The organism is Buchnera aphidicola (Macrosiphum euphorbiae), assembly GCF_005237295.1.
Lineage (GTDB): Bacteria > Pseudomonadota > Gammaproteobacteria > Enterobacterales > Enterobacteriaceae > Buchnera > Buchnera aphidicola_AP.
This window is the reverse complement of the sequence record NZ_CP033006.1, coordinates 249,707-273,888: the sequence shown is the minus strand read 5'-3', so window position 1 is coordinate 273,888 and position 24,182 is coordinate 249,707. Positions and strand designations below refer to the sequence as shown.

At 25.6% G+C, this 24,182-nt stretch carries 17 protein-coding genes; 5 read left to right on the top strand and 12 right to left on the bottom strand.

The features are described from left to right. Nucleotides 1–49: 49 nt before the first annotated feature. Together flhA and flhB are read right to left on the bottom strand one after the other, a co-directional pair. Nucleotides 50–2,140 (bottom strand): flagellar biosynthesis protein FlhA, encoded by a 2,091-nt coding sequence (gene flhA / locus D9V71_RS01220; RefSeq protein WP_158340570.1) that lies wholly within the window; start codon nt 2,138–2,140, stop codon nt 50–52. Further along, nucleotides 2,133–3,284: a flagellar biosynthesis protein FlhB gene (flhB, locus tag D9V71_RS01215; protein ID WP_158340569.1), complete on the bottom strand. Its 1,152-nt coding sequence runs from the start codon at nt 3,282–3,284 to the stop codon at nt 2,133–2,135. The genes flhA and flhB overlap by 8 nt, the downstream gene beginning before the upstream one ends. Nucleotides 3,285–3,587: 303 nt before the next feature. Here flhB and D9V71_RS01210 point away from each other — a divergent pair, with 303 nt between their 5' ends. Continuing rightward, nucleotides 3,588–5,306 carry a proline--tRNA ligase gene (locus D9V71_RS01210; RefSeq protein ID WP_158340568.1) on the top strand — a complete coding sequence of 573 codons (1,719 nt, stop codon included), beginning with the start codon at nt 3,588–3,590 and terminating at the stop codon, nt 5,304–5,306. A 160-nt stretch (nt 5,307–5,466) separates the two neighbouring features. On the opposite strand, the gene dnaE is transcribed toward D9V71_RS01210, so the two are convergent. The 9 genes from dnaE to rpsB all read right to left on the bottom strand — a co-directional run bounded on the left by dnaE (nt 5,467) and on the right by rpsB (nt 17,375). Then, a complete protein-coding gene (gene dnaE / locus D9V71_RS01205; protein ID WP_158340567.1) occupies nt 5,467–8,952 on the bottom strand; it encodes a DNA polymerase III subunit alpha in 3,486 nt (1,161 codons plus the stop codon). Between the two features lie 33 nt (nt 8,953–8,985). After that, nucleotides 8,986–9,441 carry a 3-hydroxyacyl-ACP dehydratase FabZ gene (gene fabZ, locus D9V71_RS01200; protein ID WP_158340566.1) on the bottom strand — a complete coding sequence of 152 codons (456 nt, stop codon included), beginning with the start codon at nt 9,439–9,441 and terminating at the stop codon, nt 8,986–8,988. Nucleotides 9,442–9,590: 149 nt separating this feature from the next. Beyond that, nucleotides 9,591–11,993, bottom strand: coding sequence for an outer membrane protein assembly factor BamA (gene bamA / locus D9V71_RS01195; RefSeq protein WP_158340565.1), 2,403 nt, complete (start codon nt 11,991–11,993; stop codon nt 9,591–9,593). Nucleotides 11,994–12,241: 248 nt separating this feature from the next. Continuing rightward, complete coding sequence (gene uppS, locus D9V71_RS01190) at nt 12,242–13,000, bottom strand: polyprenyl diphosphate synthase (RefSeq protein ID WP_158340564.1); 759 nt, start codon at nt 12,998–13,000, stop codon at nt 12,242–12,244. An 84-nt stretch (nt 13,001–13,084) separates the two neighbouring features. Then, nucleotides 13,085–14,281 carry a 1-deoxy-D-xylulose-5-phosphate reductoisomerase gene (gene ispC / locus D9V71_RS01185; RefSeq protein ID WP_158340563.1) on the bottom strand — a complete coding sequence of 399 codons (1,197 nt, stop codon included), beginning with the start codon at nt 14,279–14,281 and terminating at the stop codon, nt 13,085–13,087. 96 nt (nt 14,282–14,377) lie between these two features. After that, nucleotides 14,378–14,935, bottom strand: coding sequence for a ribosome recycling factor (gene frr, locus D9V71_RS01180; RefSeq protein WP_158340562.1), 558 nt, complete (start codon nt 14,933–14,935; stop codon nt 14,378–14,380). A gap of 59 nt (nt 14,936–14,994) precedes the next feature. Then, the gene (gene pyrH / locus D9V71_RS01175; protein WP_158340561.1) at nt 14,995–15,723 is read right to left on the bottom strand and encodes a UMP kinase; all 729 of its coding nucleotides are present in this window, start codon (nt 15,721–15,723) and stop codon (nt 14,995–14,997) included. Nucleotides 15,724–15,777: 54 nt separating this feature from the next. After that, nucleotides 15,778–16,587, bottom strand: coding sequence for a translation elongation factor Ts (gene tsf, locus D9V71_RS01170; protein ID WP_158340560.1), 810 nt, complete (start codon nt 16,585–16,587; stop codon nt 15,778–15,780). Nucleotides 16,588–16,640: 53 nt separating this feature from the next. Continuing rightward, on the bottom strand, nt 16,641–17,375 hold the full coding sequence (rpsB, locus tag D9V71_RS01165; protein WP_158340559.1) for a 30S ribosomal protein S2: 735 nt from the start codon (nt 17,373–17,375) through the stop codon (nt 16,641–16,643). A gap of 258 nt (nt 17,376–17,633) precedes the next feature. Here rpsB and map point away from each other — a divergent pair, with 258 nt between their 5' ends. Both map and dapD read left to right on the top strand, forming a co-directional pair. After that, the gene (map, locus tag D9V71_RS01160; protein WP_158340558.1) at nt 17,634–18,428 is read left to right on the top strand and encodes a type I methionyl aminopeptidase; all 795 of its coding nucleotides are present in this window, start codon (nt 17,634–17,636) and stop codon (nt 18,426–18,428) included. A gap of 67 nt (nt 18,429–18,495) precedes the next feature. After that, complete coding sequence (dapD, locus tag D9V71_RS01155) at nt 18,496–19,320, top strand: 2,3,4,5-tetrahydropyridine-2,6-dicarboxylate N-succinyltransferase (protein WP_158340557.1); 825 nt, start codon at nt 18,496–18,498, stop codon at nt 19,318–19,320. A gap of 44 nt (nt 19,321–19,364) precedes the next feature. Here the strand turns inward: dapD and degP are convergent, their stop codons facing one another. Beyond that, nucleotides 19,365–20,801: a serine endoprotease DegP gene (gene degP / locus D9V71_RS01150; protein ID WP_158340556.1), complete on the bottom strand. Its 1,437-nt coding sequence runs from the start codon at nt 20,799–20,801 to the stop codon at nt 19,365–19,367. 297 nt (nt 20,802–21,098) lie between these two features. On the opposite strand from degP, the gene D9V71_RS01145 reads away from it, so the two are divergent. Both D9V71_RS01145 and ilvI read left to right on the top strand, forming a co-directional pair. Next, entirely contained in the window at nt 21,099–22,157 is a 1,059-nt protein-coding gene (locus tag D9V71_RS01145) for an FAD:protein FMN transferase (RefSeq protein ID WP_244278922.1), read from the top strand. A gap of 307 nt (nt 22,158–22,464) precedes the next feature. After that, complete coding sequence (gene ilvI, locus D9V71_RS01140) at nt 22,465–24,180, top strand: acetolactate synthase 3 large subunit (RefSeq protein ID WP_158340555.1); 1,716 nt, start codon at nt 22,465–22,467, stop codon at nt 24,178–24,180. Nucleotides 24,181–24,182: the final 2 nt, after the last annotated feature.

Sequence of the window (24,182 nt, the reverse complement as noted above, 5' to 3'; positions counted from 1 at the left end):
ACCAATCTGTATTTAAAATATAGATAAAACAACTTTCTAATTCTATTTTTTATGAAACACCAATAATATTAGTCATTTTTATTTTTTTTGCATCTATAATTTCAAGATGAGATAAAACAGTTAATTCTGGAAAACTTTGTCGTAAAAATTTAGATAAGAAATATCGCAAGGGATGACTGACTAATAATACAAGAGGAGCACCTATTAATAATTGTTTTTTAATAGCTTCTTTTGTTTTTTCTAATAAACTTGCAGATAGAGTAGGTTCTATAATATTAGTTCCCGCTTTTAAACTATTTAATAATAATTGCTCTAGATTTGATTCTAGTCCTATTATTTCAATAATACTATTTTGATGAAATAATTTTTGCATAAGAATTTTTCTTAATGCAATACGTACAGTACTGGTTAGTTCATTTGGATCTTTTTGAGTATCTGCACATTCTGATAATGATTCTAAAATAGTTCTCATATCACGTATTGGAACATGTTCTAATAATAAATTTTTAAGAACTTTATGAAGTACTGTTAAATTAATTACATTCGGGACTAAATCTTCAGTTAATTTTGGCATTTCTACACTGACATGTTCTAATAATTGTTGAGCTTCTTGACGTCCAAATAATTCATCAACATGCTTAGTAATTAAAAAATTTAAATGTGTTGAAATCACAACACTAGATTCTATAACAGAATACCCCTTTTTTTGAGCGGTATTTTTAAATTCTTCATCAATCCAATAACCAGATAAACCAAAAGTAGGTTCATATATTTTTTCAAAAGGTAAAGATTCTGTTTCTCTGCCTGAATTAATAGCCATAAAACGCCCATAAAAACATTTTCCTTGACCTACTTCTACTCCTTTAATAAAAACACGGTAAATATTTCCTGATAAATTCATATTATTTTTAATACGTACTAGTGGAGGCAAAAATCCAATTTCTTGGGCAATTTTTTTACGAACTACACGAATTCTATCTAATAAATCACCTTTTTGATTAACATCTGTCATTGGTGTTAATTTATAACCTATTTCTATTCTAATTGGATCTTCTAGTTCAACATCTTTCCAAGATGCTTCAGAAATTGCATCATGTATTAGTTTATATTTTTTATTAGAATTTAAAAAATTATTTTCTAGATCATATTTTTTTTCGTATAACCACCAAGAAAGAATGAACAATAAAACTGTAAATGCTAAAAATATAATATTTGGCATTCCTGGAACCAAACCAAGAATTCCTAATACTATTGCACTCAATAAAATAACTTGAGGATTATAAAACAATTGACTAACCATTTGTTCCCCAACATTTTGGTTACTACTAACGCGTGTCACGATAACACCTGCTGCGGTAGAAATAACTAAAGCTGGAATTTGAGCAACTAAACCATCTCCAATAGTTAACAATGTATAAACTTCTACAGCTTTATTTAATAGCATATGATGTTGTATTAGACCAATAATTAAACCCCCAAAAATATTAATGATCATTATTAAAATTCCAGCAATTGCATCTCCGCGTACAAATTTACTAGCACCATCCATAGAACCATAAAAATCAGCTTCTTGTGTTATTTTTATACGGCGTTTTTTAGCTTTTTCTTCACCAATTAAACCTGCGTTTAGATCAGCGTCAATTGCCATTTGTTTCCCTGGCATAGCATCTAATATAAATCGTGCACCAACTTCCGCTATTCTACTAGCTCCTTTAGTAATAACAATAAAATTAATAATAACTAAAATTATAAACACAACTATACCAATAGCAAAATTTCCACCTACTAAAAAATGACCAAATGATTCAATTACTCTTCCTGCCGAATCTGTTCCAGTATGACCCCTTAAAAAAATAACACGAGTAGATGCCACATTTAACGCTAAACGTAATAATGTAGAAAATAGTAGAATTGTTGGAAAAGCAGTAAATTCTAAAGTATGACGGGTAAACATAGAAACAAGCAAAATTATTATTGATAAAGCAATATTAAAAGTAAAGAAAATATCTAAAACAAAAGGTGCTAATGGCAAAACCATCATTGATAAAATCATTAAAATAAGTACTGGACCTGAAAGTATTTGCCATTGAGTTGTTTTTAAACTTTTTACAATACGAAAAAAAGAAGACAAATTAATCATCAGTTTTATGTTCTCCTGTAAAATTTAATTCAGATGGAACTAGTATATTTCTAGGTTTTTCAGGAAAAACGCCGCCTTCTTTTTTCCATTGTCGTACTTTCCAAACCCATGCTAAAACTTCTGCAACAGCTTTATACAGAGGACCAGGAATGTATTGTCCTATTTCGGAATAACGGTATAATGAACGAGCTAATGATGGTGCAGAAATAATAGAGATATTATTTTTAAGTGCTAAATTCTGTATTTTTATAGCTACTTCACCTATACCTTTAGCTATCACTTTAGGTGCGTTCATTTTACTTTCATCATATTTAAGTGCAACAGAATAATGTATAGGATTAGTGATAATTACGTCAGCTTTAGGAATATCTGCAATCATTCTTCTGCGCATAGCAGCTTTCATTTCTTGACGAATCCGAATTTTTATATTTGGATTTCCTTCTTTCTCTCTTAATTCATCTTTGATTTCTTGACGAGTCATTTTTAATTTTTTATAGTAATTAAATTGTTGCCAAATAATATCAAAAAAAACAATAGGAACTAATCCTAATATTACTAAAAAACAACAAACAGAAATTACATTACATCCATCTAATAATGAAGATATATAATTTTCGTTAATTAAAGATAAGACTTTAGAAAAAGAAACATATAAATACCAAAAGGATATGCTACTAACTACAAATAATTTCAATATAATCTTTAAAAACTCTATCATTATTTGCAAAGAAAACATTCTTTTCAAACCCTGAAAAGGATTTAATTTTATAAAATTAAATTTTAATGATTTAAAATTTAATTTAATACCACTGAAAAGTATAGGAGGTATTGTAGTTACAATTAACAAAGATATTAAAAATGGAAAAAAAACATATAATATATCTTTTAAAGATGTACATATTTCTAATAAAATATTATTTTTATTTAAAAAATCATTCTTATCAAAACAAAAACTATTAGACATCATTTTACCAAGATTAAAAATAATTAAATCTCTAAACCACCATAAATTTATAAATCCTACTAATAAAATTAATAAAGAATTTAATTCTCTAGAATACCTTGTTTTTCCTGTTTTACGAAATTTTCTAATACGATGTTCACTAGGATTTTCTGTTTTTTCCTCATTTGTATTATGATTCATTATAGATATTTTTAACCACTGTTTTTATATGTAAAAAAATCATTAAACCTCTGTATTAAAAAAAAAACAAGTTAATTTTATTAATGATCTACACAGACTAAATCCGTTTTATACATATTGAAATAATATACATTTATATTCAATTTTTTTAAAAATATATAATATTTATATTAATTCAAAAAAAGTATATATATTTATTTTTTTACATATTTTATTTTGAAATAAATTATTTAGAACATAATTCTATTATATAATAAAATTATGTTCACCATTAAAAAAATTTTATTTTTGAGACCTCAATAAATGCTTACAAGTCAATATTTATTATCAACTTTAAAAGACATACCTTATGACGCAAAAATTATCAGCCATCAACTAATGTTAAGAAGTGGTATGATCAGAAAAACATCTTCAGGTTTATATATTTGGCTTCCAACTGGGATAAGAGTACTAAAAAAAATAAAAAAAATCATTATAAAAGAAATGGAAAAAATAAACGCATTAGAAATATCAATGCCTATTATTCAACCTGAATATTTATGGAAAGAAAGTGGTCGCTTTAGTGTATATGGAGAGGAATTATTAAAATTTTCTGACCGTCGTAACAACCAATTTATTTTAGGACCTACAAATGAAGAAGTAGTTACTAATTTTATTAGTACTGAAATTCATTCATATAAAGAACTTCCATTAATTATATATCAAATACAAACAAAATTTCGAGATGAAACACGACCTCGTTCTGGAGTAATTAGAGCACGTGAATTCACAATGAAAGACGCTTACTCTTTTCATATTAACCAAACGTGTCTAGAAAAAACATATAATAAATTTTATAATAGTTATATAAATATATTTAAAAAAATGAAGTTAGATTTTTGTGTAGTAAAAGCTGATTCAGGTTCTATGGGAGGTAATATTTCACATGAATTTCAAGCTTTTTCTAAAAATGGAGAAGATGAAATAGTTTTTTCTTCTGATAAATCATATTTTTCAAATATTAATATGGCTGAATCTATAGAAACAATAAGTTTTTTTAAAAAAAAAGATCAATCTACAATTATTCAAGATAAATCAAAAACTAATAAGTCTATAATAAGCTCTGAGAAATTAAATACACCATTACATAATCAAATTAAAACTTTTTTAGTACAAATAAAAATAAAACACATAACTTCAATCGCTGCGTTGTTAATAAGAGGAGATCATGAATTAAACTTATTTAAAATAGAAAAAATTGATATTTTAAAAAAACCTTTGATATTCCTCAATGAAAAAGAAACTATGTCATTAATAGGAACGGAAAAAAAATTCTTAGGACCTTTAGGATTAAATATTCCTATTATTGCTGATGTTTCTACTTATAAAATGAAAAATTTTACTATTGGTTCAAATATTAATAAATATTTTTTTATTAATGTAAATTGGGGTATTGATTTACCTATACCAATAATTAAAGATATTAGAAAAGTAACAGAAAATGATTTCAGTCCCAATGGTATAGGATTATTAAATATTAAAAAAAGCATTGAAATTGGTCATATATTCCAAATCGGACAAAAATATTCTAGAAAAATGCAAAAGTCTATTAAGATAAAAAATGGTGGACAAGAAAATTTATATATGGGTTGTTATGGGATAGGAATAACACGAATTGTAGCAGCTGTTATTGAACAAAATCATGATAAAAACGGTATTATTTGGCCACATTCTATTGCGCCTTTTGAATTAGTTATTTTGCCTATAAATATGGAAAAATCTAATCAAATTAAAAAAATGGCAAATATTTTATATCAAAATTTCAAAAAAATAGGAATAGACGTTATCTTGGATGATCGTAATAAACAACCGGGAGTTATGTTCAATGAAATTGATTTAATTGGTATTCCCCATCAAATTATTCTTAGTACACGTTTAATAAAAAATAATAATGTTGAATATCGTGAAAGAAAAAACAAGAAAAACATTTTAATTCATATTAAAGACATAATAAATTTTATCGTGAAGCAACTTAGAAACTAAAATTATTCATATAATTTTATTTATAAAAAATATTTTTTAAAAAATTATTACGTTAATACTCAAAAACATCATTAATCAAATTTTTTTTTAAAAATTTGATTAAAAATTCTACTCTATAGAATCTATTGATTTTTTATATAAATTACTTTAAAAGATGTTATTAAAAAAATTCTAATTGTATTTTTTTTGACCCCACTAATAATTTTAATTCATTTAAAAAATCATCAGTAATTATAACAGACCATTCCTTATTTAATTCTAATTTTAAGCGTGATCTTTTTTTATAATAAGAAATAAAAACAGGCACGTTTCCTTTAGATTGTTTGTCCAAACAGTCACATAACTTATTTAAAAAAAACACATCAGTTTTTTCTTCATTTAATGTAATAATTAATTTATTTATATATTTTTTTCTCATCATACTTAAATCTATGAGATCATAAGCTATCATTTTAATATTTTTACTGATAAAACTAACATTTAAAACTCCTCTTACAAATAAAAGTGTATTTAATTTTAAAATAGATTCATTTAAATTTAATAAATCTGTAAAAATCACGACTTCTAAACGAATAGTATTATCATCTAATATTAAAATAGCTATGCGATTCTTATTTTTAGTAATTTTTATTTTAATAGAGACAATAATTCCTGCAACTAAAACTTTCTTATTTTTTCTAAAAAATTTTAATTGTGATAATTTTAGACTATTTACATAATATTTTAATTCTTCTTCATATTGATCAATAGGATGTCCTGTAAGATAAAATCCTAATACTTGATATTCATTTTCTAATTTATTTTTTTCAGAATAAGTTAAATTAATAAAATTATGTTTTTTTACTTGTTTTAACTCATGTTTGAAAACACCGAAAAGACTTTCCTGTTTAAAAGATTGCGTTCTAAGAGATTCTTTTGATGCATTTATAGCATCATCAATTGATTTAAGCAAATAATTTCTATTTTCATTAAAACAATCACAACTTCCAGACATTATTAATTTCTCTAAAATTCTACGAGTTATTTTATTAGGATCAATTCTCATGCAAAGATCAAACAAATCATAGAAAAATCCGTTTTTTTCGCGTTCTTCAATAAGATTTCGTACTGAGTTTTCTCCTATTCCTTTGATAGCACCAATACCATAGACTATATTACTTTGGTCGTTTACATAAAATTCATATCTACTTAAATTAATATTTGGAGGTATAATTTTTACTCCCATATTCAAAGATTCATTAACTAAAACAATAATTTTTTCTGTATTATCTATATCAGATGTCATAGCTGAAGCCATAAATTCAGCAGGATAGTGTGCTTTTAACCATAAAGTTTGATAAGAAACTAAAGCATAAGCTACAGAATGAGATTTATTAAATCCATATCCTGCAAATTTCTCTAACAAATCAAAAATTTTTATTGATAAATTTTTATTGATACCATTTTTTAAAGCTCCTGCTTCAAATATTACACGTTGTTTTGACATATCTTTTAAATTCTTTTTGCTCATTGCACGTCTTAAAATATCTGCACTACCTAGTGTATAACCTGCTAAAACCTGTGCTATTTGCATTACTTGTTCTTGATATAAGATAATGCCATATGTTGATTCTAGTATAGGTTTTAATAATATGTGTTGCCATTTATGATCAGGATATGAAATGTTCTCACGTCCGTGTTTTCGATTAATAAAGTTATCGACCATTCCAGATTGCAGCGGACCGGGTCTAAAAAGTGCTACTAAAGCAATTATATCTTCAAAACAATCAGGTTGTAATCTTTTAATTAAATCTTTCATACCATAAGATTCTAATTGGAATACACCAGTAGTTTCAGATTTTTTCAATAAATCGAAACACTTTACATCGTCAAGAGGAATAAAATTAATATTTATTAGATTTTTTTTATAAATTCTTAATCTTACATTAATCATTTCTACTGCATAATTAATAATAGTGAGTGTGCGTAAACCAAGAAAATCAAATTTGACTAATCCCACATATTCTACATCATTTTTATCAAATTGAGTTACTGGATTATCCCCTTTTTCATCACAATATAATGGACAAAAATCAGTAATTTTAGTAGGTGAAATAACTACACCTCCTGCATGTTTACCAACATTTCTATTTGTTCCTTCTAATTTTTTAGCAATATCAATTAAATTTTTAACATCTTCATTATTTCTATAAAAATTAGATAATTCAGATTCTTTTGAAAAAGCTTCATTCAAAGTGATTCCAGGATCTAAAGGCACTAACTTAGATAATTTATTAATAAATCCATATGGATACCCTAAAACTCGCCCCACATCTCTAATAACAGCTTTTGCTGTTAATGTCCCAAAAGTAATAATTTGTGCAACTGCATTTCTACCATATATTTCTGAAACATGATCAATGACTTTATCGCGTTTTTCCATACAGAAATCAATATCAAAATCAGGCATAGAAATACGTTCTGGATTTAAAAACCTTTCAAATAAAAGATCAAAAGATAATGGATCTATTTCTGTAATATTTAAAGCATACGCTACAAGAGAACCTGCTCCAGAACCTCGTCCTGGACCGACTGGTATATTATTATCTTTTGCCCATTGTATAAATTCCATAACAATCAAGAAATATCCAGGAAAACCCATTTTATTAATTACATCCAATTCCATATCTAAACGATTTTTATATTTTTGATAAATATATTTATATTTTTTTTTATTAAAGTCGCAAAAACTTAAACGTTTTTTTATGCCTTTATATGATTGTGTAATTAAATAATTTTCTACACTTGTTTTTCCTGTTGAAAACTGGGGTAAAAAATATCTTCCAGAATATATAAAAACATTACAACGTTTCGCTATTTCCACACTATTTATAAGCGCTTCTGGGATATCTGAAAAAAGATCAGACATTTCTTTTTCACTTTTTAAAAATTGCTGATTACTATAATTATTTTGAATTTTTGACTCTTGTAATGTTTTACCTTCATTAATAGCAATTCTAATTTTATGAATTTTAAAATCTTCTTCGTTTAAAAAACAAACATCATTAGTAGCAACAACAGGAAAATTAGTAGATAAAGATAAATCTATAGCTAAATGTAGATATTTTTCTTCGTTATCTCTATTTGTACGAAATAATTCAAAATAGTAAGAATCAGGAAAATATTTTTGATAAAACGATAAGCAAGTAGATATTAACGACGATTGACCGTTAAGTAAAATTTTTCCAAGTTCACCTTGAGTACCTCCAGAAAGTAATATTAATCCTTTATTAATTTCTAATAACCATTTTTTTTCAATAGTAACATCATCATTATTGATATATCCTTTTTGATAGGCACGAGAAATTAATAAAATTAAATTTTTATATCCTTCTTGAGTTGATGCTAATAAAGTTAACTTCGTTAATTCATTATTAATTAAATCAGAAAAAAATTTTACTGTAACACCAATAATAGGTTTTAGACCTAATTTATGAGCCATTTTATAAAATTTAATCACACCGTATAAATTATTATAATCAGTTATTGCAATAGCAGGCATATTTAAAGATGCTGCTTTTTTAACTAAGTCTTCAGGTTTTGATAATCCATCAATAATGGAATAATCACTATGTACATGAAGATGAATAAATTTTGGTTTATTCATATATTTTCCGAAATTTATATATAAATTTTTATTTTAAAATAAATATTTTTTAGCAAATGTAATATTAGATTTACAAATAATATTATTATTTACTACAGCTGTATTTTTAAAAACTAAAATATTTTTATTAGATTTTAAAATAGTTACTTCTATAAATATTTGATCTCCAGGAATCACTGTTTTCTTAAAACGAGTATTATCTATACCTACAAAATGATACAATTTATTTATGTTTAATTTACCTAAACTTTTATATATTAGAATGCTTGCTGCTTGAGCCATAGCTTCAACAATTAATACACCAGGAAAAATTGGCTCATTTAGAAAGTGGCCTTGAAAATACGGTTCATTTATAGTACAGTTTTTTATTGCTTGCAAATATTTAAATTTTTCAAAGTTTACAACTTGATCAATTAGTAAAAAAGGATAGCGATGAGGTAAAATTTTTAAAATTTTTTTAATATTTAACGTATTATTTACAACATTCAAAATACTTACCTCATTTCATAATTTTATTGAAGTCAAAAATTATATTTGAAAATTATAAATTTGATTTAAACTATTTATTTGATATTAAGAAAATAAATATTTTTATAATAAAATATACCAAATAATTTTTATCTTAACTTATATTATAATTACCAATTTTTACCAATATTAAATTGAAATGGTTCTAACTGATAATTTTGATTTTTTTGAATAGGAATTGCATAAGAAAAAACTAGTGGACCAATCGGAGAAAACCATTGTAATGAAAGACCAACTGATGAATAAATATCATTTAATATGTTATTTTCTAGAAATGAAAAAAAATCAATATTTTTAGTATTATCATATTGTGTATCCCAAACATTACCAGCATCTAAAAACAAAGAAGCACGAAGAAATTTAGAATATTTTTTATTTATAAAAGGACAAGGTACAATAAGCTCTAAATTAGAAACTAAAGTCAAGTTTCCACCGATTGAATCAATTGATTCACATATATTATTATTTTTATATCCAATACAATCGTCTAACTGATCACGATTATATGTTGTTTTAGGACCGATAGTATTCATACGAAAACCACGAATATTATTTGTGCTACCAGCATAAAAGTTTTCATAAAAAGGAAGTTTTTCTTTATTAAAGATATTCCCCATTCCCATATAAATATGACTTAAAAATATTAAATTTTTTTCTTGATTTAATGGAATATATTTCTGGCCATCAAATATTATTTTATAAAAATTATTATCAGATCCAGGAACAGTGTTTTTTCCGCTAATGTGTATTTGATTACCAGAAGTAGGAAAATAAAAATATTCTAAATTATCATAAATCCAAGAATAATTTATAGTAAAATCTTCCACTAAACTATTTTTTAAAAACATTGAATCTAATGATTTTTTTGTTAATAAAGAAGAATCGATTATTTTTTCTTTATTATTAATACCGTTATGAGTATATCCAAATCCAAAGTTTACTTTATTAGAATCATTAATTAAAAACCCTAAATTGCTTTCAAAACCATAAGTTTTTTTTATAAGATTTGAAATACTGCTAAAATTATATTTAAAATCGTTATAAAAAAATCTAGTGTTTAAATCTGCACTATTAGAAAAAAAATACGGATAACTCATTGATATATCAGCATATTTTTGATTATTATTCTTAATGATACTAGCTTTCAAAGCGTTTCCAGAACCAAACATATTTTCTTGGGAAAAAGAAACATTAAAACTCGTACCGCTATCTATCCCATATCCCAATCCAAAATTTATAGAACCAGTAGGTTGTTCTTTTACCTTATAGGTAATATCCACTTGATTAGATTTGTCAGGATTCACTTTTTTAATTATTTCAACATCACTAAAATATTTTGTTTTTTCTAGTAATTTTTTACCTAATTCTACTAATTTTATATTGAAATATTCACCTTCTATTTGTTTAATTTCACGACGTAAAACTTTATCTTGAGTTATTTCATTTCCCTCAAAATGAATATTTTTCACAAAAAAACGTTTTTTAATATCAATGTTAAAATCTAATACTATTGTTTTTTTTTCATGATTAATTTTTGGTTCAACTATAATTTTAGCATTAATGTATCCATTTTCAGATAAAAATCTTGTTATTCTATGTGCTATAACATCAATTTTTTCTTTATTATAAAATTCATAACGATTAATTGTAATAAACTTAGTAATTAATTCTTGATATGGAAAAAAATTGCCATTGATGAAAAAATTTGAAATTCTATACTTTTTTCCTTCAGAAATATTTATAGTGATATTTACCTCATTTTTATCTTGAAGAAAATCTACTTTTTGAGCATCTATATTAAAATAAAAATATCCACGATTTAAATAAAAATACTTTAAATTTTCTAAATCGTTATTTAGTTCTTTTGGGGAGTAAATGCATTTTTCTAGAAAATCCCACCAAGCATGATGATCTTTCAACTTAAATAATGACATAATTTTTTCTTTACAAAAATCTTGAATACCAACTACTTTTATACTATTAATTTTTATTGGCATACCTTCATTGATTAATATTTTTAAATTCACAGTATTATTTTCAGAAAAATTTTTTAATATTGTTATATTTGATTTATATCTTCCAATATCATGATAAAAATCTTCTATTGTTTTAATAAAAATTTTAATAAAAAAATCGTTAAAAAGTCTTCCCTCTTTAATATTTAGTTTCTCTAAATATTTATCTAAAATAGAATAATTCAAAATATGGTTACCAGAAATAACAATATTAGAAATAACAGGTCTTTCTTTAATATTAAAAGTAATGGTATTTTCTGAAAACGCCACTTTAATATCTTCAAACTTTCCTGTTTTAAATAAAGATTTAATACTATTTTGTACATCATATTGCGATATTTCACTTCCGATACTAAAAATAATATTTTTTAATGCTTCATTTTGTGAAAATTTTTTTAATCCTTTAAACTGAATATCTTTAACTAAAAATGTATCCTTTGCACAAACTACCACACTAAAAAACATTAAAAAAGCTATAAGAAAATTTTTAATTAACATTATTATTATAATTTTTCCTGCAATAGATTTCTTTTTTCGTAAAATTTATTAAAAACACTTACAATTCAAGAGAAATGATAAAGTAAAAATAAAATTTAAAACATAATTACTTGTTAGTTATGTTTTGCATCATAATTGTTTAGTAAAAAAATATTTATTGCAATAATTTAAAAACTTTATTATTTAATATGAATATTCAATATAAATTCAAATTTTATTTACATAAAAAATACTAATGATATAAAAACTTATTCTTTCTCATATTTTTTAAATCCTCCAAAACGACGTTCACGAGAAATAAAAGCATCTATGGCCTCTTGAAAAACATAATGATTAAAATCAGGCCATAAAACATCAGTAAAATACAATTCAGAATAAGCTATTTGCCATAATAAAAAATTACTAATTCTTTTTTCTCCTCCTGTTCTAATAACTAAATCTACTGGAAGCAGTTTACTAGTCGATAAGTATTCCGAAAAAGTTTTTTCTTTAATATTATTTACATTCAAGATTCCTCGTTGAACTTTGTGAATAATCTTCTTAATACTTTGAACGATATCCCACCTTCCACCATAATTTGCAGCTATATTTAAAATTAGACCACTATTATTCGAGGTCATTTGTTCTACATTATGAATGCTATTTTGTAATTTTTTATTAAAATATGTTATATCACCAATAACTTTAAATCTAATATTATATTTTTTTAAATTTTTAATTTCACTCTCTAATGCATAAGAAAATAGCTCCATTAACGATTTAATTTCAAATAATGGACGATTCCAATTTTCACTGCTAAAAGCGTATAATGTTAATATTTTTAAATCATTTATAATAGAAAATCTTATTGCTTCTTTAACCGCTTTAAAACCTTCTTTATGACCGAAAATACGCATTTTACCTTTCTTATTAGCCCATCGTCCATTTCCATCCATAATAATTGCCACATGACGAGGATTATATTCATGCTTTTTTTCATTATATTCTAATGAGGATTTACACTGCATAGTACGTATATATTTCTCTTAAAAAATAGAATTTTATTAAAATATTCTGAATGAAATAATTAATACATTAATAATAATGTATGTTTAAACAACTAAAGATAACACTTTTTTTTGAGCCAATATTCTTGCTTTTCTATCAATTTCTAAAATATCTTGAATACAATCAGGTTCTGAAAAACAGGAAGACATTAATATTTCAATATTTATCTCATAAATTTCAGTAAAAGAAATTCTGGAATTAAGAAAAGCTGATACAGCAACTTCATTCACAGCATTTAAAACAATCATAGAAGATTGACCTTGAGAAAAAGAATCAATAGCTAATTTTAAACATGGAAACTGAACAAAATCAGGTTCGAAAAAAGATAAGTTATTTATTTGAGATAAACTTAAAAAATTAACTTCTGTATGAATACGATCAGGCCAAGACATTGCATACGAAATAGAGATTCTGATATCAGGTACTGATAATTGTGCTAATAAAGAACCATCACAATATTGCACCATAGAATGAACTATTGACTCAGGATGAATTAAAATTTTAATTTCTGATCCTGACGCATTAAATAACCATCTTGCTTCAGCATATTCTAAACCTTTATTCATCATAGTTGCTGAATCTACAGAAATTTTTTTTCCCATAAACCAATTAGGATGAGAACATGCTTGATCTGGAGTCACGCCAGATAAATCAGATGAAGAAAATTTATAAAAAGGTCCTCCAGAAGCAGTTAAAATAAGATTTTTAATATTATTTTTTTTTAAACTAGCTACACCTAAATTTTTTTGAATGTCTAAAGGTAAGACTTGAAAAATAGCGTTATGTTCACTATCAATAGGAATAATTTTAGCACCACTTGAAGCAATTGCTTTCATGAATAAATGACCACATGTAATCAAAGATTCTTTATTAGCTAATAATATAGTTTTTCCAGCATATATTGCAGATAGTGTTGGCAACAAACCTGCTACTCCAACAATTGCAGATATAACTTGGTCTATCTCTTGTAATGAAGCTAATATGCAAATATCTTTTTCCCCAAAAAGAACTTGAGTTTTTATCTTTCTATGTTTTAATTTTTTGCTTAATATGTGAGCAGATTTCTCATCTCTCATTGCTGCCCAATCAGGAGAAAACAATTCACATTGCTGTAACATAGTAGAAATATTTGTATTAGCTACTAAAGCAACTACTTTAAATAAATTTCGATTTTTTTGAATAATAGATAAGGTGCTAATACCAATAGAACCAGTTGATCCTAAAATAGTAATTTTTTTCATAAATATTCTTAATTACAAAAAATTAATAAACTTTTTTACATAAATTTTTTAATTTATATTTTATTATATCAAATATATATATTAAAAATAAAAATCTTAAACTTTCATAAGTTCGATTTCTTTTTTAGACAAAATAGAATCTATTTTTCTAATGCATTCATCTGTCATAGTTTGTATTTTGGTCTGAGAAATATGTTCATTATCTTCACTAATAATTTTATTTTTAACAAGTCTCTTAATTTTATCATTTGAATCTCTACGAATATTGCGAATTTTAATACGACTGCTTTCAGCATCATTACGAATAATTTTAATTAATTTTTTTCTTCTTTCTTCTGTTAATGAAGGTATTGGTATTATTATATCTTTACCTTTCACAATTGGATTTAAATCAAGATTTGAATTTAAAATTGCTTTACTGATTAAAGATGTAATAGAATTATCAAAAACATTAATTTTAAGAGTATGAGAATCTTCAACTATTATATTAGATACTTGACGTAAAGAAGTTTTAGAACCAAAATATTCAATATAAATGTTATGAAGTAAATTCGGAGATGCTCGACCGGTTTTAATATTATTAATATTTTTTTGAAATGTTTGAATACATTTCTCCATTCGTTCCTGAGTGTGTGTGTTAATCTGATTAATCACATGATTACCTATTTAATATGTTCTCAATTTAATAAAATATTATTACATTTTTCAAAAATTTATCTAGTAATAAGAGTGCCTTCATTATTACCCATCATAATACGATATAAAGATCCAGGCTTGTTTATATTGAAAACTCGGATAGGCAAATGATAATCTCGAGCAAGCGTAAAAGCAGCTAAATCCATGACTTTTAGTTCTTTTTTAAGGACATCTTTATATGTTAATTTTCTATATAGAATAGCATGCTCGTTTTTTTTTGGATCTTGTGAATATACTCCATCAACTTTAGTGCCTTTCAAAATAATATCAGATTCTGTCTCAATACCTCGCAAACAAGCGGCTGAATCAGTTGTAAAAAAAGGATTACCTGTTCCAGCAGCAAAAATAATAATGAAATTATTAGATAATAAATGTATTGCTCGTTCACAACTGTATATTTCACAAATACCATTTAATGGTACTGCAGACATTAAACAAGTCTTAATAGAAGAAATTGAATTAATTGTATCTTTCATTGCTAAGCTATTAATAACTGTTGATAATATCCCAATATGATCGGCAGCTACTCGATTAAGACCTAATTCAGATAATTTTGCACCACGAAATAAATTGCCACTTCCAATCACCAAACCTACTTGAATTCCAATTTTTACTACAGATTCAATTTCTTTTGCTATTCTTTTCAAAGAGTTTATATCAATGCCAAATTTATTAACTCCTTGTAATACTTCTCCACTTATTTTTAATAAAATACGTCGATATATAAATTTCTTATTCGTAGACATATTTCTCAACCTAAATATATTTTATATTAATATGTTTTTAAATCCATAATTTATTTAAAGATATTTTTCACCTAATTCAAATCTAATAAATGATGTAATATACGAATGATTTTCTTTTAAAATATCTCCTACTGTTTTTGTGGGATCTATAATAAAATTCTGACCTGTTAAAGAGATATTATTGATAAATTTATTCATCCTGCCATCGATAATTTTTTTTAATAAATGTGGCGGTTTTTTAAGATTGCTTGCTAATTCTGACTGAATTTCATATTCACGTTTAAACACTGCACTAGATACATTTTCTGGATGTAAATATTCGGGTTTACTTGCAGCTATATGCATCGCAATATTTTTTAATATGATTTTATTTAAAGGACCTGCACTAACTAACACACCAATTCGAATCCCGTGAAGATAGGAAAAAATATTTTCACCTTCAATACAACAAAAACGACGTATATTAATATTTTCGCCTACTTTTAAAACTAAATCCGTTCTTTTTGATTCAAACATATCTTTTAATTGATTAATATTTTTAATTTTTTTTTCTAATGCTTTTAATATAATATCTTCTCCTAAACAAATAAATGAATGATCTTTAGAAACAAAATCAGTTTCACAGTTCAGTTCAAGCATAACACCAATATTATTTTGAATTTTTGAAAAAATTACACCTTGATTAGTAATATTATTTATTTTTTTTTCAGCAATCATCTGACCTGATTTGCGTAAATTATCAATAGCTAATTCGATATTTCCATTTTCTTTCAATAATGCTCGTTTACATTCTAAAAAACCTGCTCCTGTACGAGATCTTAGTTCTTTAATAAGACAAGTATTTATATTATTATTATTTGTCATACTTAATTGCCTTCTTTTTATAAATAATTTATTTAAATTTTATAAAATCTTTCTTATTCAATGTCTAAATTATTTTTAGAATGAATTAATGCTTTATCTAATAAATTTTGCTTATTTGTTTTAGAAATAATAAGTGCAACAGATTTTAAATATAGATTTACTGATCGAATAGCATCATCGTTTCCCGGTATAATATAATCTACTCCATCAGGATTAGAATTAGTGTCAACAATAGAAAATACGGGAATACCTAAATTATTAGCTTCTTTAATTGCAATATTTTCATGTGCAGCATCAATAACAAATAAACAATCAGGCAATCCGCCCATATTTTTAATGCCACCTAAACTATTCTCTAATTTGCACAATTCTCGTGATCTTATTAAAGCTTCTTTTTTAGTTAACTTAGAAAACGTGCCATCTTTCGATTCTATTTCTAGATCTTTTAAACGTTTTATAGATTGTCTAACCGTTTTCCAATTTGTCAGCATTCCGCCTAACCAACGATGATTTACATAAAATTGTTCGCAATTAATAGCAGCTTCTTTTATCCCTTTTCTTGCAGCCCTTTTAGTACCTACAAATAATATTCTTCCTTTTTTTAAAGAGATTTTTTTTAATTCAGAAAGAGCAAAATTAAACATTGGAAGAGTTTTTTCTAAGTTAATAATATGTACTCTATTACGAGTTCCAAAAATAAAAGGTTTCATTTTTGGATTCCAATAACGTGTTTGGTGCCCGAAATGAACTCCTGCTTTTAACATATCGCGCATTAATACTATCTCCATAATTACCCCTAATTTTAAAATATTAAATACTTTATAAGTATTATATTAAATAAAAATAAAGATCAATATATTAATTTTTTATTTTTATTTTACATATCATATAACATAATTTATATCATGTTTTTATATGAAAAAACGAATAATTATTAATATTTTTATTTAATTTTATAATTAAATTTTAAAAAAAAAATATATTTTACAGTATAATTCTAATATATCTTAAATTTTAAAAATTGATACAAAAAACGGCTAAATATCATGAGTTGTATAATTAAAACAGCATCAGAAATTAAAAAAATGCGAAAATCTGGAAAATTAGCAGCTGAAGTATTGGAAATGATAGAAAAATATCTTCAACCAAAAATAAGCACAGAAGATATCAACCAAATTTGTCATAATTATATTGTTCATAAAAAAAAAGCTGTTTCAGCATGTTTAGGATATCATGGTTTTCCTAAATCGATCTGCATTTCTATTAATGATGTAGTATGTCATGGAATCCCAAATGAAAAGGAAATATTCAAAGAAGGAGATATAGTTAATATAGATATTTCAATTATTAAAGATCACTATCATGGTGATACTTCAAAAATGTTTTTTATAGGCAAACCGAGTATTTTGTCCAAACGTTTATGTAAAGTAGCTCAAAAAAGTCTTTATTTAGCTTTAAAACTAGTTCAACCAGGCATACCCCTATACAAAATCGGTGAAATTATTCAAAATTATGTTGAAAATAATAATTTTTCTGTTGTAAAAGAATATTGTGGTCATGGTATTGGTCGTAATTTTCATGAAGAACCTCATGTATTACATTACAAAAACAAAGAAAATGATATTATTTTAGAAGAGGGAATGATTTTTACTATTGAACCAATGATTAATGCTGGAAATCCTCGAGTAAGATGCATGAAAGATGGATGGACCATAAAGACTAAAGATCGTTCTTTATCAGCTCAATATGAACATACCATATTAGTAACGAACTATGGATGCGATATTTTAACATGGCAAAAAGATGAAGATATTCCTGCAAAATTAATTAATAAAAATTAAATAATATTTAATTTTTTACAATAAAAAATCTCTTATTCATTCATAATAAATCAGGTTAAATTAGAAGATGCAAGAATTAAAGAAAATAGTTGAAGACGCTTATGAAAATAAGAATAAAATTAATGTTAATAATATTGATAGTAGAATTTGCAAAACTATTTTTCATATTATTAAATTATTAAATAATGGCACAATTAGGATTTCGGAAAAAAAAGACAATAATTGGATTACACACGAATGGTTAAAAAAAGCAATTCTACTATATATTTACATAAAAAAAAATGACTTTATAAAAGGTAGTTATACTAATTACTATGATAAAATTCCATTAAAATATGAAAAATATGATGAAAAAAAATTTAAACAAGAAAAAACACGCATAGTACCACCAGCAACTATAAGATATGGTGCATTCATCAACTATAATACAGTCATCATGCCTTCTTATATAAATATAGGTGCATATATTGATCAAGGAACTATGGTAGACACTTGGGCTACGATAGGTTCTTGTGCTCAAATTGGTAAAAATGTACATATATCTGGAGGAGTAGGTATAGGCGGAGTTTTAGAACCACTACAAAATAATCCTACAATTATTGAAGATAACTGTTTTATTGGTGCTCGTTCCGAAATTGTAGAAGGAGTTGTTGTAGAAAAAGGATGTGTAATTTCTATGGGAGTTTTTATTGGACAAAGTACCAAAATTTATGATAGAGAAAATGGAAAGATTTTTTATGGAAGAATACCAGCTTATTCTGTTGTAGTTTCTGGAAGCTTGCCATCTAAAAATGGAAACTATAATCTTTATGCTGCTATTATTGTAAAGAAAGTAGATTCACAAACACTCAAAAAAACAGAAATCAATCAATTATTAAGAAATATAACATAAATTAAAAAACCGCCCGTATTTTTTCGGGCGGAACTATGAAACAATTACTCACTTACTAAATATATACTATCATTTCCTCTTTTCACGCTAAAAACTAATATTTTAGGTTTAGTATCTAAAATTTTTTTTAATTCTTCTAAATTACTTATTAATTGCTGATTAACCGCAATAATAATATCATCTTTTTTAAAACCAATCTTGAAAGCAGGAGTATTTAATTTTACATTCTCTACTTTCACACCTTTTTGTTCATTAGATACATAATTACTTAAATCTACACCTTCAATTCCTATATAAATATTCTCTGAATTTAAATTATTTTTTATAGAATGTTTTAATTCGACAATGATATTTTTTATTTTCCCTTCTCGAAATATTCCTAATTCCATTTTAGTTGCCACTGGTAAAGAACTTATTTCAGCACGTAATGCTGAAAAACTAGAAACGGGTTTTTTATTTAAAGAAATTATAATATCACCAGCTTTAATGCCTGCCTCAAATGCAGAAGAATTAGGTAAAACTCGACTAACAAAAGTACCTTTTTGTGCATTTATTTTCATAATTTGTGCTAAATCTGAATTTAACTCCATGCCTATTATTCCTAATTCACCTCGTCTTACTTGTCCAAATTGAACCATTTGTGCAGTTAAATTTTTTACCATATTCCCAGGAATTGCAAATCCTATTCCGATGTTTCCACCATCTGGTGCTAAAATAGCAGTATTAATTCCAATTAATTCACCATTTAAATTAACTAATGCCCCACCAGAATTACCTCTATTAATTGCCGCATCAGTTTGAATAAAATTTTCATAATGCTCAATGTTTAAACCACTTCGTCCTAAAGCAGAAATAATACCTGAAGTAACAGTTTCTCCAAGACCATATGGATTTCCAATAGCTACAGTATAATCACCTACTCGTAAAGAATCAGAATCAGCAATTTTTATAGCACTTAAATTGTTTGCATTTTTTAATTGGATTAAAGCAATATCAGAACGCGGATCTTTTCCAATTATCTGAGCTTCATAACGACGTCCATCACTTAATTGAACTTGAATTTTATTTGCATGTTCAACAACATGATTATTTGTTACTGCATATCCTTTGTCAGCATTGATAATTACACCAGAACCTAATGCACGAAATTTTTCATTAGTACTATCAGAATCAGGATTAACTCGGCAAAAAGGAGAATGTCGAAATGGTGAATTACCTTGACAAAAAGGAGAATTATCGCCAAAAAATGGCTGAAATTGATGAGGTAAACGAGAAGTACGTACAATAGTACTTCCTTCAATATTAATACTAATTACTGAAGGCATAACTTTTTCCAACATTGGCGCTAAACTAGGATATATTTCTCTCGAAACAGTGCTATTTTTTGTAGTAGGAGCAACATCACTCCAAAACATTCCAAAACTTAGTAATAGCGTCAAAATCAGTATTACTTGGCTTGATGTGATGGCTGATTTTTTCATTATTTCTTTCTCATAATTACAATCTAATCTGCAAATAAAAAAATTATTATAATGCATTACCTAATCGAATAAATGTTTATTATACACTCCATCGATATTTAACTCCATTCCTCCTTAATATCTATATTATAAAAATTTATACTAATATCAAGATTAGACTAGAGCATATAAAACAATAAATATTTATACTTAAAAGTCCTAAAAAAAATATCAACAATAATTATTGTGCAAAAAAAAATATCTAGAATTTCATTTTTATAAAGTAATTACTAAAATTTATTTCAATTAATTAGGAGAATGACATCATTTATGTCTTTGAATATCATTTGCAGAATTTTTATTTTTATTACATTTATAATAGTTTTTTTCCATAATAAACCTTTACAAAAAGAAAAAAAAAATATTACTGTATTAACAGGAAAAACTATGGGAACATATTGGCAAGTTAAAATTCCTAATTTAAAAAACAAAAGACATATAAAAAATTTAATACAAAAATATTTAAATGAAGATGAAGAAATGCTTTCATCTTGGAAAAAAAACTCTATAGTCTCTCAATTTAATAGGTTAAAAAAACACCAACAGAAAAAAATTAATGAAAATTTTTTTAATATTATTTCAATTGCTTTAAAAATTAATAAAAAAACTAATGGAAAATTAGATATTACAATTAGTCCTTTAATTAATATATGGGGATTTGGTACTAAAGAAAAACCAGATAGCTATCCTTCCCAAAAAAAAATAAAAGAAAAAATTCACCTTTCAGGTAGTCAACACTTAAAACTTATTAAAAATTCTTTTGGAATGTTTTTAGAAAAAGATATAGATGGAATAGAAATTAATCTCTCTACTCTTGGTGAAGGTTTTGCTGTAGATCATCTATCATGTATACTAAAAACAAAAAAAATAAAAAATTACACTATCTCAGTGGGCGGAACTGTTCTAGTTAAAACAGAAAAATATAAAAAAAAAGCTAAAATTATTGCTATTCAAAAACCAATTGATCAAAAAAAATCAATACATTTGTTAATACATTTGAAAAATAATGCAATTAGTACAGCAGGTAGTTATCGCAATTATTACTATCTTAATGGAAAATATATTTCACACTTAATTGATCCTGCTAACGGGCAACCTATAAATCACAATTTAGTTTCAGTTAGTGTTATTTCCTCAACAGCTTTAGAAGCTGATAGCTGGGATACAGGATTACTAATATTAGGTTTTAAAAAAGCTAAAGAATTAGCATTGAAAGAAAAATTAGCTGTTTGTCTTATTACTAAAGAAAAAAATTTTTTTTCAACATGGACTTCACCTCAATTTAAAAAATTTTTAGTTAACAAACATAACATCTAATAATTTGTTATATTAAAAGTAAATCATATAAATTATACTTAATGCTTTCTATTAATTGATAATCTCTGATATATTTGTAATAATAAAAATTAATATTATAGTTCCATGCAGTATTAATTAAAAATCAAATAATTTTTTATTGTATAAAAGTTAAACATAATACTTAAAAATAAAAATTTTGAAATATTTTATTTTTGAAATTTTTTATATTAAATAGCGCTAATTTTATCTAGATAAACTACAGGATAAACTGATAGATAGCGAACTAGGAAATCCAACCTAATAAATTAGTGTCCTGGAGGAAAAAATGGAAATGTTATCAGGAGCCGAAATGGTCGTTCGATCATTAATTGATCAGGGAATACAGCATATATTTGGTTATCCTGGTGGTGCTGTACTAGATATTTATGATGCTCTAAAAACTGTTGGTGGAATTGAACATATTCTAGTAAGACACGAACAAGCTGCAACTCATATGGCAGATGGTTATTCTCGTTCTACTGGAAGAATAGGAGTTGTGTTAGTTACTTCTGGACCAGGTGCAACTAATGCCATTACTGGTATTGCTACAGCATACATGGATTCCATTCCCATGGTTGTTATATCCGGTCAAGTTGCCTCTTCATTAATCGGTTATGATGCTTTTCAAGAATGTGATATGATTGGCATTTCTCGACCAGTAGTAAAACATAGTTTTTTAGTCAAAAAAACTGAAGATATACCTGTTATTTTTAAAAAAGCTTTTTGGTTAGCATCAAGCGGACGTCCGGGACCTGTAGTAATTGATTTACCAAAAGATATTTTAAAAAAAGAAAGTAAATTCTATTATAAATGGCCAGAAAAAATTAATATACGATCATATAATCCAACAACTAAAGGTCATATAGGACAGATTAAAAAAGCACTATATACACTATTAAACTCTCAAAAACCTGTAATTTATGCAGGTGGCGGAATTATTAGCTCTAACAGCAGTGAAGAATTACAAATTTTTGCAGAAAAATTAAACTGTCCTGTTACTACTTCTTTAATGGGATTAGGTGCTTTTCCAGGAACTCATATTCAAAATATTTCTATGTTAGGCATGCATGGTACTTATGAAGCTAATATGACAATGCATCATGCTGATGTAATTTTTGCAATCGGAGTTAGATTTGATGATCGAACAACAAACAATTTAAATAAATACTGTCCAAATGCTATTATTTTGCACGTTGATATTGATCCCACTTCTATTTCTAAAACTGTTTCAGCTAATATACCTATTGTCGGAGATGCAAAATACGTCTTAAAAAAAATGCTAGAACTATTAAAAAAAGAAAAGAAAACATTATTTTTAAAAGATTGGTGGAATACCATTAAAAAATGGAAAGAAGTTAATAGTCTTAAATATAATCAAAAAAGTAATAAAATAAAGCCACAAACAGTAATTAAAACTCTATTCAAACTCACAAAAGGCACATCTTATATTACTTCAGATGTTGGACAACATCAGATGTTTGCTGCATTATATTATCCATTTAACAAACCTAGACATTGGATAAATTCAGGTGGTTTAGGTACAATGGGATTTGGATTGCCTGCAGCATTAGGAGTTAAATTAGCTTTACCTAAAGAAACTGTCATCTGTATTACTGGAGACGGTAGTATTCAAATGAATATTCAAGAATTATCTACAGCACGACAATATAATTTAGCAGTATTAATATTAAATCTTAATAATTCTTCTTTAGGAATGGTTAAACAATGGCAGGACATGATTTATTCCGGACGACATTCTCATTCTTATATGGATTCACTTCCGGATTTTGTAAAATTATCAGAATCTTATGGACATTTTGGTATTAAAATCACTAAACCTATAGAATTAGAAGAAAAATTAAAAGTAGCATTAAATAAATTATCTGATGGTCATTTAGTATTTGTAGACATTCAAATAGATAATTCTGAGCATGTTTATCCTATGCAGATTCAAGGCGGTGGTATGAATGAAATGTGGTTAAGAAAAAAAGAGGCCTCCTAAAA